The following is a 13,902-nucleotide window of genomic DNA, read 5'->3' as shown; positions in this document are numbered from 1 at the left end:
ATGCAAGAAATCCAACAAAAACTTCAAGGTTCAATGACCGCATTGGTAACGCCAATGCACAGCGATGGCGAAGTGGATTGGCAATCGTTGGCAAATTTGATTGATTGGCAGATTGAACAAGGCACAGATGTCTTAGTTACAGTCGGCACGACAGGCGAATCGGCAACTTTGTCCATGCAAGAACACGCCGATGTAATGGCGTTTTCGGTAAAACAAGTCAATGGTCGTATTCCTGTGATTGCAGGGACTGGGGCGAATAGTACGGTAGAAGCGATTGAGCTGACCGAATATGCCAAAAAAGCTGGGGCAGATGCGGTGCTACTGGTCGCACCTTATTATAACAAACCAACCCAAGAAGGCTTATACCAACATTATAAAGCGATTGCCGAAGCGGTGGATATTGCTCAAGTTTTGTATAATGTTCCGGGGCGAACGGTGGTGGATATTCAACAAGCAACCGTTGAGCGTTTGGCAGATATTGACAACATCATCGCTATCAAAGATGCGACAGGTGATGTCGCTCGTGGGGCAAGATTGATTGAAGCGTTAAACGGTCGTATGAGCGTGCTATCAGGTGATGATGCCACAGCGATTGAGCTGATGAAATATGGAGCAAAAGGCAATATTTCGGTTACGGCAAATGTCGCCCCAAAAGCGATGAGCCAAATTTTTAACCATGCATTAAAAGGCGAATTTGAACAAGCGGTTGCCCTAAATCAAGGCATTGCACATTTGCACCAAGATTTATTTATTGAATCAAGCCCAATTCCTGTCAAATATGCGTTGCACAAAATGGGACGTATTGAGCAAGGTATTCGCCTGCCTTTGACTTGGCTCGCAAGCCAGTATCAACCAACGATTGATGACGCATTGGCAAAAGCAAATTTGTTATAAATTTTACCCTATCATATAACCTTAAGTGATAAATTATGAAAATTTCAAAAAAAATCGTCATGTTAATTACCCCAGTCCTTGCGGTATCGTGGTTGACAGGGTGTTCAACCTTTCGCAATAACGTTGGCGACAATTCGCTGGATTATCAGCAAGCGACCGCCTTACCGCCTGTGCAATTACCTGTAGATTCCCAAGCCAGAGCCTTTGTACCACTGTATCAAGTACCCCAAGTTGGACAAAATACTTTGACTTTAGAAAATGAAAAAGGCAAACGTTTTGAACTGCCAAAACCGATTGCAACCAAGCAATAATTTTTGCAAAAATTTTTTCATGATTTTTTAAAAAATAACTGTTAAAAAACAACTGTAAGGAAAATTCCTGATGCAAAAAAAAGAACTGCTCTACAAAGGCAAAGCCAAATCTGTGTACGAAACAGAAAATCCTGATTACCTTATTATGCACTTTCGTGATGACACGTCAGCATTTAACGGTGAGCGTATTGAACAGCTTGACCGCAAAGGCAAGGTGAACAACCGTTTTAATGCGTTTATCATGCAAAAATTAAGCGAAGCAGGCATTGAAACGCATTTTGAACAACAACTGACCGAAGAAGATGTGTTGGTGAAACGTTTAAAAATGATTCCTGTGGAATGTGTGGTACGTAACTATGCGGCAGGCAGTATCGTTCGCCGTTTGGGTTTGACCGAAGGGCAAGCCCTCAATCCACCAACGTTTGAGCTGTTTTTTAAAGATGACGGTTTGGGCGACCCATTGGTAAATGAGTCTTTGGCGATTTCATTGGGCTGGGCAACGCAAGCACAGCTTGATGAAATGAAAAAATTAACCTATCAAGTCAATGACGTGTTGTCAAAAATGTTTGATGAAGGCGGTTTGATGTTGGTTGATTTTAAATTGGAATTTGGTGTGTTCAAAGACCGTATCGTATTGGGTGATGAATTTTCGCCAGATGGTTGCCGTGTGTGGGACAAAGAAACCAAGAAAAAACTGGACAAAGACCGTTTTCGTCAAAGCCTTGGCGATGTGATTGAAGGCTATGAAGAAGTCGCTCGCCGTATTGGTGTGCCAATGGCGTACTAATGTTGGCTTAATTTTTCTTGCTGTTTAAGAAACTGGGTTATCGCCCAGTTTTTTTGTTTTGGATAAAAATTTTGGAATTTTTGCTACATTTTTTACATACATTCATGTTACACTAAGCACATTATTTTTTATCCAAATTTTTAGCCCTATCAAGGAAAATTTTTATGTTTAAAAATATCTCAATCCACGAATTTGACCCAGAATTAGCCAAAGCGATGGACGGCGAAACCGCTCGTCAAGAATCACACATTGAGCTAATCGCTTCAGAAAACTACTGCTCACAAGCGGTCATGGAAGCACAAGGCTCGGACTTAACCAACAAATATGCTGAAGGCTATCCTGGTAAACGCTATTACGGTGGCTGTGAATATGTGGACGTGGTGGAACAATTGGCGATTGACCGTGCCAAAGAATTATTCGGTGCAGACTATGTCAACGTACAGCCCCACGCAGGTAGCCAAGCCAACAGTGCGGTATTTTTGGCATTGCTTGAGCCTAACGACACCGTACTTGGCATGAGCCTTGCCGATGGAGGACACTTGACACATGGTGCGTCTGTGAACTTTTCAGGTCGTAACTACAACGCTGTACAATATGGCTTGAACAAAGAAACAGGCTTGATTGACTATGACGAAGTAGAACGCCTTGCCAAAGAACACAAACCAAAAATGATTATCGCAGGTTTTTCAGCCTATAGCCAAGTGGTTGATTGGCAAAAATTCCGTGAAATCGCCGACAGCGTGGGTGCGTACTTGTTTGTAGATATGGCACACGTGGCAGGTCTTGTCGCTGCAGGCGTGTACCCAAGCCCAGTGCAAATCGCAGACGTAACCACCACCACCACACACAAAACTTTGCGTGGTCCACGTTCAGGTTTGATTTTGGCAAAAGCCAATCCAGAAATTGAGAAAAAATTAAACTCAGCGGTTTTCCCTGGTAATCAAGGCGGTCCTTTAATGCACGCCATCGCCGCCAAAGCGATTTGTTTTAAAGAAGCCCTAAGCGATGACTACAAAGCCTATCAACAACAAGTCGTCAAAAACGCCAAAGCGATGGCAGAAGTCATCATCAATCGTGGCTATGATATCGTATCAGGCGGTACAGAAAACCACTTGATGTTAATCAGCTTGATTAAACAAGAAATCACAGGCAAAGAAGCAGACAAATGGTTAGGTGATGCCTACATCACCGTGAACAAAAATGCCGTGCCAAACGACCCAAAATCACCGTTTGTAACGTCAGGCGTGCGTATCGGTACACCAGCGGTAACAACTCGTGGCTTTAAAGAAGAGCAAGTTAAAGAGTTGGCAAGTTGGATTTGTGATATTTTGGACAGCCGTGGCGATGAAAAAGTAATTGGCGAAGTCCGTGAAAAAGTCAAAGCCGTGTGTGCAAAATTCCCAGTTTATGAAAAAAATGCCAAATAAATTAACATTAAACTGATGAAAAAAGGCTAAAATTATTTGAATTTTAGCCTTTTTTATCGCAAAAATCTCTGCACACGACAAAAAAACAAAAAAGTCTGATAAAACAATGGCATAATAGTAATTTTTCCGACGAATTAAAACCATGCCAAACCTTATCAGACTAGAAAGAATTTTATCGCAAAACCTAACAATACACAAGGCAAAAATCAACTGCTTAAGTCTAATGATAATAGCCATCATTACCGCCCAAAGCAGTAACCTAAAAAAGATAGCCAGACACTTTACCAACAGCACAACAAATGACAGCAACTACCGAAGAATACAACACTTTTTCGCCCAAACACCCCTAAATGAACACCAAATAGCACGCCTTATCTTTCAACTATTTGGACTAAACAAAGTCACACTCACCATTGACCGTACCAACTGGAAATGGGGAAAAAGCAACATCAACATCTTCATGTTAGCTGTTGTACACAAAGGCATTGCCATACCCTTATACTGGACAATGCTAGACAAACAAGGCAACTCAAAAACACTAGAGAGAACACAACTCATTGAAAAATTCATTCACACCTTTGGTAAAGATAAAATACAAAAAGTATTAGCCGATAGAGAATTTGTGGGTTCTGCATGGTTCGACTGGCTAACAAAACAAAATATTAAATTTGCCATACGCATTAAAAAAGACAGTAAAGTGACCAATACACAAGGACAAAGCGTACAAATTAAAACACTATTTCATAATTTAAACCAGCAAGATACTTATCACCATGCTAGAACACTCTTTGTTGATAAGTGTCCTGTCAAGGTATCGGCAAAGCTTGATAGTGATAATGATTATGTGATTGTGGCTACCAATGATTTTGATGATATTGACCCTATGGCAACTTATGCGATGCGTTGGCAGATTGAAACGCTGTTTTCTTGTTTAAAGGGGCGTGGTTTTAATCTTGAGGATACGCATTTGACTAAACAAGACAGAGTGAGTAAATTGGTTGCGGTAAATGCGTTAGCCTTTTGTTGGGCTTATTTGACTGGCTTGGCGGTCATTGATGATAAGCCTAGTCATTATAAACGTTGCCTTAAGTCTAATGGTCGTCCTCAGTCAAGTGTTTTTGCTTTGGGGTTAGATTTTCTGATTGATGGATTTAGACGGTTTATTATGTGTGGTGATTTTGCTTTTTTTAATAGGTTGGTTGATTTTCTCAGTTTTAAAAGAAAATCAACTTTATTTTAGTAGTTTCTGTCGTGTGCAGAGCGCAAAAATTTACAAAATTGTCTTATTCTTAAAATAAAACTTGACAATTTTTTTAAAACCCTTTATAAGGCTGTTTTATTTTTATCATTTTTTTCACCCATTTAAATAATAACAGGAGCTGACATGGCTGACACCGATATTGATGATAGCTTTGAAGATGATAATTTTGATGATGACGAAGATGCACGCCTTGCCGATGATGATGTAACGGCTCGTGGGCGTGGTAACAGCCTAGAAAAACGCCTTTTGATTGACAATTTTTTGGCGGAAAAACGTTTGGAGCGTTCATTAAAAGACAGTTTTGATGACGATTTGGACAGATTAGATGATTTAGATGATGATGACGATTTTTAAATGTGTATCAAGATATAAAATACACATCATCACCACAAGGATAATACATGAACTTTGATGATTTAATTGATTTTTTAGACAGTGAAGATAACCAGTTTGGCTTATCAAGCCTTGCGACACATGGTTTTTTGACCGCATCAGTGGTCGCAAAATCGTTAAAAAACTGGCAATCGCTATTGTTTGAAGGCAACGAAAAACAAGTCAATCCTGCCATTTTACAAGCAATCAGCGAATGGCGAAACGAGCTACAAGCCACTTTGCAAGATGAAAAAGCCATTGAACTGCCTTTTGATATTGAAGATACCGATTACAGCGACATTGAGCAATCGGACGTGGGCGAGTGGTCGGTGGGCTTTGTTGATGCGATGTACGCAAGCGATGACGAAGCGGACGACTGGTTTGCCGATAGCAATACCGAAGAAGATGTGGCAATGCTGACCTTACCGATGGTGCTGTTTAGCGGTATTGACGAAGAAGAAGCCGATATGAAAGAGCTAATGGATGACCCAAGCACGATGTCGCAAATGGCAGAAGCGATTGAAAAAAATGTCGTTGAGCTATTTTTATTGTTTCATACCAATGATTAATTGACAAATTTTATTGATAAAAACTGTGAAGGCAAACCATGAAAATTTATGTATCGCTGTTGTTGAGTACCCTGATGCTAACCGCTTGTAGCCAAAAAAATCTTTCACAAAGCCCCATCATTGGTGGCGACACAGATGCACACGGTTGCCTTGCGTCCGCAGGTCAGCAGTATTCTTTTGTCAAACAAGCGTGCGTCCAAGTCTTTGACGTAGCGGATATCAAACTTGACGACCCCATGAACGACACGCTTGCGGTGTATGTGATTTTGTCAGATGATAGAACGCAAGCCGAACTGTTTTGGGCAAGTCATGGCGGTGATAAGTCAATTTTGATGGACGTAGTAAAAGGTGGCTATGTGTCAAACGATGGCAAAATTCGCCTAATTCGCCAAAATAATCATTGGCAACTGCGTTACTAATTTACGTTATCATTGATTTTATCAAAGCAAGGTATATCAAAAATATGCCTTGTTTTTTTTTTTAATCTATATTAAATCTAAAAAATACATCATAAAATTTTAGGAAAACTAATGAAAAATAATCCTTTAACACTCAAACCTATTTTATCAACCAAACCTTATGAAGCCCAAACTTTGCCAAGTTTGTTTATTTCTCACGGTTCGCCAACGATTGCCATTGAGCAAAGCACTTATACCCAAACTTTACAAAAAATCGGTAAAAATCTACCAAAGCCACAAGTGATTATCATCATGTCCGCCCATTGGCAAAGCGAAACGTTACAGATTAATGCCAACCCTGTGCCTGCGACTTGGCATGATTTTGGCGGTTTTCCAGCCGAGTTGTATGAGTTAGATTATCCTGCCGATGGGCAAACACAGGTCGCTGAAAGTTTGGCAACACAGTTAGCCGATAGGGGCGTGGCGGTGTCGCTAGATAGCGATAGACCGCTTGACCATGGGGTTTGGACGCCGTTGTTGCATATGTATCCGAATGCGGACGTGCCGATTGTGCAGATTTCGTTGCCGTATTTTTTTGATGCGGTGGCGTGTTATCAGTTGGGGCAACTGCTTGCACCGTTACGCTCTGAGCAGGTGTTAATCATGGGTTCTGGAAGTATTACCCATAATTTGCGACAGGTGCGTTTTGGTGATAAAGCGATTGAGCCAAACGCCCAAACCTTTAAAAACTGGGTGGTTGAGCAGTTGCGATACGATGTGAATGGTTTGTTTGATTGGCAAAATCATGCGTTGGCAAGCCACAATCACCCCACGCCAGAGCATTTTTTGCCATTGTTTTTTGCTCGTGGGGCAGGGGAGATGATGAGCGTGGTGCATGAAAGTTTTGCACATTATAGTTTGACGATGGATATTTATCGTTTTGATTAAGAACCTGTATTCACAACATTCCGCATTAAAATCTTATCAATATTTGATGAATATTTATTTGCTTTTGCATCAAAAATGGTTAAATCTTGTTTTTCTTCGTCAAAAACTTGTCTGATAGAATAACTATCAGCCTGCGTTTTTTCCTTGAAAAACGTGCGATTTCTCTCATTTTTGATTGCAAAAAAGTTATGAATACAGGTTCTAAATGTTTTTTATGGCTTTTGCAAAAAAATGGACACAATGATATTTATGCTTAAAAATATGTTAAAATAGCCAACCAATTATGACATTTAGCAAAGACATTTAACCAAATTCACCGAGAGGTATTATCATGGAAATTAACCCATATTTAGAACACATCAAAAACCTAGCCGACCGTGGCGACCAACTTCGGAGGTATCTTTGACATTGAGGCAAAACAAGAACGCCTTGAAGAAGTCAATCTGGAATTAGAAAATCCAGAACTGTGGAACGACCCTGAACGAGCTACCAAAATTAGCAAAGAAAAAGCCCAACTAGACGGCATTATTGGCGTGATTGTCGCCCTTGATGAAAAGCTAGAAGACACAAAAGCCATGCTAGAATTGGCTCAAGAAGAAGATGACGAAAGTCTGCTTGCTGATGTGCAAGCCGAACTTGACGAAGCGGAAAGCAAAGTCGCCGACCTTGAATTTAAACGTATGTTTAGCGGTGAAATGGACGCAAACGACTGTTATTTGGACATTCAATCAGGCTCTGGCGGTACAGAAGCTCAAGATTGGGCGGAAATTTTGCTAAGAATGTATTTGCGTTGGGCGGAAAGCAAAGGCTTTAAAGCCGATGTGGTAGAAGTTTCCGAAGGCGGTGTCGCAGGGATTAAATCGGCGACCATTCATGTCAAAGGCGATTATGCGTTTGGTTGGTTACGCACCGAAACGGGCGTACATCGTTTGGTGCGTAAGTCGCCATTTGACAGCAACAACGGTCGTCATACGTCATTTTCATCGGTGTTTGTGTCGCCTGAAATTGATGATAATATTGAAATTGAAATCAACCCTGCCGATTTACGCATTGATACTTATCGCTCCAGTGGGGCAGGCGGTCAGCACGTGAATACCACCGATTCTGCGGTGCGAATTACTCACCAACCGACAGGTATTGTCGTGGCGTGTCAAAATGAACGTAGCCAAATCGCTAACCGTGAAACGGCGATGAAAATGCTTCGTGCCAAGCTGTACGAGCGTGAAATGCAAATGCGTATGGAAAAACAACAGGCGTTAGAAGATAGCAAATCGGATATCGGTTGGGGTTCGCAAATCCGTTCGTATGTGCTTGATGATTCACGCATTAAGGATTTACGCACAGGCGTGGAAACGTCTAATACGCAAGCGGTGCTTGATGGTGATTTGGATAAATTTATTGAGGCGAGCTTAAAAGCGGGTTTGTAGTTTTAGAAAAAGGGCGTATTGAATATGCCCTTTGCTGAAGATGTTAATATCATTGAAGAAGAATGTTACGCCCCACCAAGCGTTATTGAAAATTAGTTGATAAATATCTATAAAAAGGAAATCAAAATGCTTTATCAATGGAAAAACAAACAACCCACCTACAAAGCCCCATTCACAGGCTGGATAGCAGAATCCGCCGAAGTCATTGGCGATGTCATCTTGGGCGAAAATGTCAGCGTTTGGTTCGGTGCAGTCATTCGTGGCGACAACGCCACCATCATGCTAGGCGATAATACCAATATTCAAGAAAACAGCGTCATTCACACCGACGCAGGGATTAACGTCAATATTGGTAAAGGCGTCACCATCGGTCATCTCGCCATGTTACATGGTTGCACGATTGGCGATAACAGCCTTATCGGAATCGGAGCGATTGTGCTAAACCATGCCAATATCGGCAAAAATTGTATTATCGGAGCAAATGCCCTAGTCACCGAAAATATGCAAATCTCTGATAATTCGGTTGTGATGGGAAGCCCAGCCAAAGTGGTAAAAACGCTAGATAATGAAAGAGCCGAACTACTAAAACGCTCGGCGCTACATTATGTGGAAAAATCACAATCTTTTAAACAACATTTAAAAAAGATAGAATTACAATAACGCCATCATAACAACATCATCATAATTATCCAACCGATAATCGCCACCCCAAGACCAATCCCGATGGCTTTAAACAATCCCATTGCAAAGCCATCATCACCTGTATGGTCGTCATCAGTTGAGCGAAAATTGGCAAAAATCACGTCCAATGCTTTTGCCCCAAATAAAAAGCCCAAAATCAACCCAATAATCCCAAAACATGGCAAAAAGAACCAATTTGTCTCGCCTGATACATTGGCGACTGCTTGGGTGATGCTCACACCCCAATCCACAAGCAAACCAATGATTGCAAAGATAAACCCAACAGACAGGCTATTTAACACACGGCGACCAAAGGTTGGTTTTGTGTCTATATAGTGGGCTTTGGCTTTTGGGTTTATATTGCGACGTTTTTGTTGATAGAGTTGGTTTTTAGCTGAATTAGCAGACGTTGCAAAAATTGCGTCAGTATCCATATCAGCAAGTTGTTTTGTCGCCTCGTCCATGCCTTGTTGATTTTGTTGGCTGATGGTTGTTTGTTGGCTTATCGCAGGTTTGGTTCCATCAAAGGTTAGCGGTGTGTTGATTGCTTTTGTTTGTGCGATTGTTTCTGCTATTGGTGCAATCGTTGCTGTGGTGGTTTGTTTTGAGGCAGGCGATATCTCGGAGTTAAGCGTATCAGCAGTTTTGGCGTTTGTTACTGTGTTGCTTGTTTCATTATTGGCTTGTTTAGCAGGCATTTGTAAGGGTGCAACCGAAATGTGATTGGGTATTTGATATACCAAATTTTTTTGTGAATTATCAATATTTGAATAATTATCCAAATCTTTTTGGATAGGTGAAACACTATCATTGGCAACCATCGGATTTTGGTTGAGTGATTGCGATGGCAATGTGATTTTATCAGTGGTATCAGCGGTAAAAGTCTTGGTATCATTTGGCTTTTTAAATAGTTTATCAATATTTTCTAACTCATCAAAGTCAAAATCTATTGGGGTAACGTCTGTATTTAAATTGTCAAAATTTTGATTGGGCATAAGACTTTCCTTGAAATAACCTGTAAAAAACAACAGGGCAAAATCTTTATTTTGCCCTGTTGATGAAACGATTGGTAAAACTTAGATATTAAGTTATCTTAACATAAGTTTGTTAATTTAACTACATATTAACTAATTTTTTCTAATAATGACTTAATTTTGTTGGTAAATTCACTATTTGTGGTATTTTGTACTTCATTTAACAAACGTTTGGCACTGTCAAACTCGCCAAGCTCAACATACTGTTCAGCAAGTTCAATATTTAATTGCGTACTGTCAATGTCGGTAATATTCCCTAATTCAGATACCAAACCAGCAACACCACCACCGACAACAGCAGATTCTGGCGTTACGACAGGTGTAGGTTCGCTTGCGATAGGTTCTGGGGTTTGTGAAACAGGGGTATCATCAAAGATAAGGTCATCTGAAATCAATTCAGATTGTGTATCTACAATATCAAACGTTTCAACCACAGGGGCTTGTACTTGCGGTGCAGGAGTTTCAACCGTTTCGCTTGGTAAATCAAAGTCAAAATCTGTGCCTAAATCTGCGATTGGCTCTTCAACAACAGCTGCTTGAACCTGTGAAGCAGGTGTTTCAAACGTTTCACTTGGTAAATCAAAGTCAAAATCAGCACCCAAATCCATTGATGGTTCTTCAACAACAGGTGCTTGCACTTGTGGAGCAGGAGTTTTAACCGTTTCACTTGGTAAATCAAAGTCAAAATCTGTGCCTAAATCTGCGATAGGCTCTTCAACAACAGGTGCTTGAACCTGTGGAGCAGGCGTTTCAACCGTTTCGCTTGGCAAATCAAAGTCAAAATCAGCACCCAAATCCATTGATGGCTCTTCAACAACAGGTGCTTGAACCTGTGGAGCAGGCGTTTCAACCGTTTCACTTGGTAAATCAAAGTCAAAATCAGCACCCAAATCCATTGATGGTTCTTCAACAACAGGTGCTTGCACTTGTGGAGCAGGCGTTTCAACCGTTTCGCTTGGCAAATCAAAGTCAAAATCAGCACCCAAATCCATTGATGGCTCTTCAACAACAGGTGCTTGAACCTGTGGAGCAGGTGCTTCAACCGTTTCGCTTGGCAAATCAAAATCAAAATCTGTACCCAAATCTGCGATAGGCTCTTCAACAGGTGTAACAGTTTTTGGTGCTTCAATCGTTTCACTCAGTACGTCAAAGTCAAAATCTGCATCTAAATCCATAACGGTAGATTCGGCAGGTTTAGGGGTTACTGTGGTATTGGTTGTGGACGTATCTGCCACATCAAAATCAAAACTCATACCCATATCATCATTTTGAGCAGGGGCAGTTTTTGGTGTTGGTACTGGTTCATCAAACCCTAAGTCAAATGATAAAGGCTCATCATGGCTAGGTGCGGTAGAAACAGGAACAGGTTGAGCCATAGGTGCAACATTTGGTGTTGTTGGTACTGGCTGTGTCAAGGACTGATTAAAAGCAAGCTCATCATCAACTAGTTTTTTCAGGCTTTGTGCATGAGATGTCGTAACAGGATTGTCTAACGCAATCACCGCAGGATAAAATTTATTAAAATTATCATAATCTTTTGACAAAGCAAAAGTATTTAATAACATAAAATATAAATCACTACGAGTGGGATTGTTTTTGATGGATTTTTTTAAAACATTGCTCGCACTGGTAAAATCTTGTTGATTAATAAAACTTTGGGCCGTACGCAAATCATCATCTGCAGTAGAGACAAGTGCTGTTGGTGCAACAGGTCTTTCAGCTAACTCTTGTTGTTGCTCTGCCAAAGTTTTTGGGCGGCTGGTAATGGCTGGTGGATTGCTTGCACCGCCTTGTTTATTTTTTAAAAAGAAAAATACACCTGCTAAAATAACAATAGCAACAACAGCGGCAATCCCAATCATTATTGGACTCATGCCCTTCTCCTCGTATCAATTTTTAGTTTTTCATGTTTTTTTGTTTATCACCATAGATTGATGATAAACAACATTAAGCGATTACATTGCCCGATTGGGGCTATATTTTGCGAAAATTATTTTTTCTTCAACTCTTTTAAACGTTTTTCCAATTGTGCAAGTTTGTCATTCTGCAATTTTAGACGTTTTTCGGCATCTACCAAGCTTTGGTTTAGAGAGCTTACCTTGGTGGCTTTTTGAGCTGTAGCTTGACGTTTTTTTTGCACTTGTGCAATGGCAGGATTTGTGCCTTTGCCAGTTTTGTTACCACCTTGTACTGAGCCAGCTTTTTGACTTGGTGCAATAATTTGCATTTCAGTTTTTTTGCGAGTTGTTACGGCTTTTTTAGTGCTACTGGTCGGTTTTTTAGCAACGGTTGTTTTGGTTGATTTTGGTTTGCTCGCTGAATAGCTCTTACTGGTTGATTGTTTGGTTGTCGTTTTTTTTGTGGCTTCTGCTTTGGCAGATGTTGCCGCTTTTACACCCAGTTGTGAAGGCATGACTTCATATTTTGGTACTTCAAGTTCCATATTGACTTGAAGTTTGCTTGGGTCATTATCAGGAAAGGCATTTGGGTTGGCTGTCATGATTTCTTTCATGACTGTGTTAACATCTTTGTTGTTCTTTTTGGCTAATTGATTGGCAATTGTCCAAAGATTGTCATTACGCTGAATAACATAAACCATCGTGCCACTGTCTGTTGTGGTTGTATTGGTGGTTTGCTCTTCTTCAGCTTTTGTTGTATCTGATTTTGGTTGCGTTGGTGTCTGAGTGGTTGCTTGTAGTGTTTCTAAAGGCTGTTCGGTCAATGCAGGTGGCACAGTACCAGCAGGATAAACACGGCGAGTTTCTTCTACTTTCAGATTGTCAGTCGCTCGATTGTTTAGGACAGTTTCTGCCAGTGGTTCACTGCTGTTTGTCGTGGCGAGTTGCGTGCTAACGACAGGTGTTTCAACCGTTGTAGGTGTTTCAATAATAGGCTGTGTAGTAACAATCTCTGGTTCAGGATTGCTCACAATTGGCAAATCTACCTGATTGTTTTGTCCAACAATGATAGGTTTAGGCTTGATATCTATTAAGTCTGTTTCTGATTGTGTCGTGATGGCTTGTACATTATCCAGTGGCATTAACAGCGTTTTTGGTAAAGTTTTGCTTGTACCATTGTTATTGATATCAAGCACAACATCGGTAAACGGTGCATTCACAGGTTGATTAGTCGTCAAAACGATTTTACCGCCATTGCTACTGGTCGGCTCAAAACGCACAGACACATCGCTGTCTTTAGAAAGACCCAGTTGACGATATGCATCTGGATTGGCAATTTTTACCGAAAAATTAGCAGGGTCAATATCTGTAACGTTAATGCTCGCATTTAACGGCTGATTTTGTTGCGACTGCACATAAGTGTCGCCAATGTTTACCGCATAAGTTACGATAGGTAACGACAATGGTAAACCTAAAATAAGTTGAATAGAACGTTTTTGCCAAGACATAACAAAATCCTTGCCGAAAGTAAATATATGTAACAATAAGTGCCTTTATAGCAAAACTTGCGATAAAATGCTAGTACAATTGTTTTGTAACTGCAAATTTATACGATAAAATAACAAAACTTTGCTAATTTTTGCTAATTAATGAACGACACGTCAAAATATGACGTATTGTTTTTGTTCAATAAATTTTTGCTAAATAATCAGAACCTGTATTCACAACATTACGCAGTAACATTTTACAAATTTTAAAATTAGATATTTATTTGCTTTTGCATGAAAAATGGCTAAATCTTGCTTTTCTGCGTCAAAAACTTGCCTGATAGAATAACTATCAGTCTACGTTTTTTTCTTGAAAAGTTGGCGATTTATCGCATTTTTCATTGTAAA

The 13,902-nt window shown here is 40.3% G+C and carries 14 protein-coding genes; 11 read left to right on the top strand and 3 right to left on the bottom strand.

Translation table 11 applies throughout. The features are described from left to right. The 11 genes from dapA to ACGTJS_RS01885 all read left to right on the top strand — a co-directional run bounded on the left by dapA (position 1) and on the right by ACGTJS_RS01885 (position 9,054). Entirely contained in the window at positions 1-894 is an 894-nt protein-coding gene (gene dapA, locus ACGTJS_RS01935; RefSeq protein ID WP_410473208.1) for a 4-hydroxy-tetrahydrodipicolinate synthase, read from the top strand. 35 nt (positions 895-929) lie between these two features. Further along, entirely contained in the window at positions 930-1,205 is a 276-nt protein-coding gene (locus ACGTJS_RS01930; protein ID WP_315042565.1) for a hypothetical protein, read from the top strand. A 70-nt stretch (positions 1,206-1,275) separates the two neighbouring features. After that, positions 1,276-1,992 (top strand): phosphoribosylaminoimidazolesuccinocarboxamide synthase, encoded by a 717-nt coding sequence (gene purC, locus ACGTJS_RS01925; protein WP_410472648.1) that lies wholly within the window; start codon positions 1,276-1,278, stop codon positions 1,990-1,992. Positions 1,993-2,156: 164 nt separating this feature from the next. Next, a complete protein-coding gene (gene glyA / locus ACGTJS_RS01920) occupies positions 2,157-3,419 on the top strand; it encodes a serine hydroxymethyltransferase (RefSeq protein WP_315042563.1) in 1,263 nt (420 codons plus the stop codon). A 142-nt stretch (positions 3,420-3,561) separates the two neighbouring features. Next, on the top strand, positions 3,562-4,659 hold the full coding sequence (locus tag ACGTJS_RS01915) for an IS4 family transposase (protein WP_410472647.1): 1,098 nt from the start codon (positions 3,562-3,564) through the stop codon (positions 4,657-4,659). A 144-nt stretch (positions 4,660-4,803) separates the two neighbouring features. Beyond that, complete coding sequence (locus ACGTJS_RS01910) at positions 4,804-5,034, top strand: hypothetical protein (RefSeq protein WP_315042562.1); 231 nt, start codon at positions 4,804-4,806, stop codon at positions 5,032-5,034. Positions 5,035-5,081: 47 nt separating this feature from the next. Then, entirely contained in the window at positions 5,082-5,621 is a 540-nt protein-coding gene (locus tag ACGTJS_RS01905; RefSeq protein ID WP_315042559.1) for a YecA family protein, read from the top strand. Positions 5,622-5,659: 38 nt separating this feature from the next. Continuing rightward, a complete protein-coding gene (locus tag ACGTJS_RS01900) occupies positions 5,660-6,040 on the top strand; it encodes a hypothetical protein (RefSeq protein ID WP_315042556.1) in 381 nt (126 codons plus the stop codon). 111 nt (positions 6,041-6,151) lie between these two features. After that, positions 6,152-6,967, top strand: a complete 816-nt coding sequence (locus ACGTJS_RS01895; protein WP_410472646.1) for a DODA-type extradiol aromatic ring-opening family dioxygenase — start codon at positions 6,152-6,154, stop codon at positions 6,965-6,967. Positions 6,968-7,298: 331 nt separating this feature from the next. Next, a protein-coding gene (prfB, locus tag ACGTJS_RS01890) for a peptide chain release factor 2 (protein WP_315042552.1) occupies positions 7,299-8,394 on the top strand; the annotation gives its coding sequence in 2 pieces (ribosomal slippage) (positions 7,299-7,370 and positions 7,372-8,394; 1,095 coding nt in all). A 126-nt stretch (positions 8,395-8,520) separates the two neighbouring features. After that, positions 8,521-9,054, top strand: coding sequence for a gamma carbonic anhydrase family protein (locus ACGTJS_RS01885; RefSeq protein ID WP_315042551.1), 534 nt, complete (start codon positions 8,521-8,523; stop codon positions 9,052-9,054). A 5-nt stretch (positions 9,055-9,059) separates the two neighbouring features. Here the strand turns inward: ACGTJS_RS01885 and ACGTJS_RS01880 are convergent, their stop codons facing one another. From ACGTJS_RS01880 to ACGTJS_RS01870, 3 genes are all read right to left on the bottom strand, one after another. Beyond that, the gene (locus ACGTJS_RS01880; protein WP_315042549.1) at positions 9,060-10,070 is read right to left on the bottom strand and encodes a hypothetical protein; all 1,011 of its coding nucleotides are present in this window, start codon (positions 10,068-10,070) and stop codon (positions 9,060-9,062) included. Between the two features lie 128 nt (positions 10,071-10,198). Beyond that, positions 10,199-11,983 (bottom strand): hypothetical protein, encoded by a 1,785-nt coding sequence (locus ACGTJS_RS01875; protein WP_410472645.1) that lies wholly within the window; start codon positions 11,981-11,983, stop codon positions 10,199-10,201. Positions 11,984-12,099: 116 nt separating this feature from the next. Then, the gene (locus ACGTJS_RS01870) at positions 12,100-13,515 is read right to left on the bottom strand and encodes a LysM peptidoglycan-binding domain-containing protein (RefSeq protein WP_315042545.1); all 1,416 of its coding nucleotides are present in this window, start codon (positions 13,513-13,515) and stop codon (positions 12,100-12,102) included. Positions 13,516-13,902: the final 387 nt, after the last annotated feature.

Source organism: Faucicola mancuniensis, assembly GCF_046523945.1.
Classification (GTDB): domain Bacteria; phylum Pseudomonadota; class Gammaproteobacteria; order Pseudomonadales; family Moraxellaceae; genus Faucicola; species Faucicola mancuniensis.
Note: the sequence above shows the minus strand (reverse complement) of the source record. Positions and strands in the feature narration are given on the sequence as shown.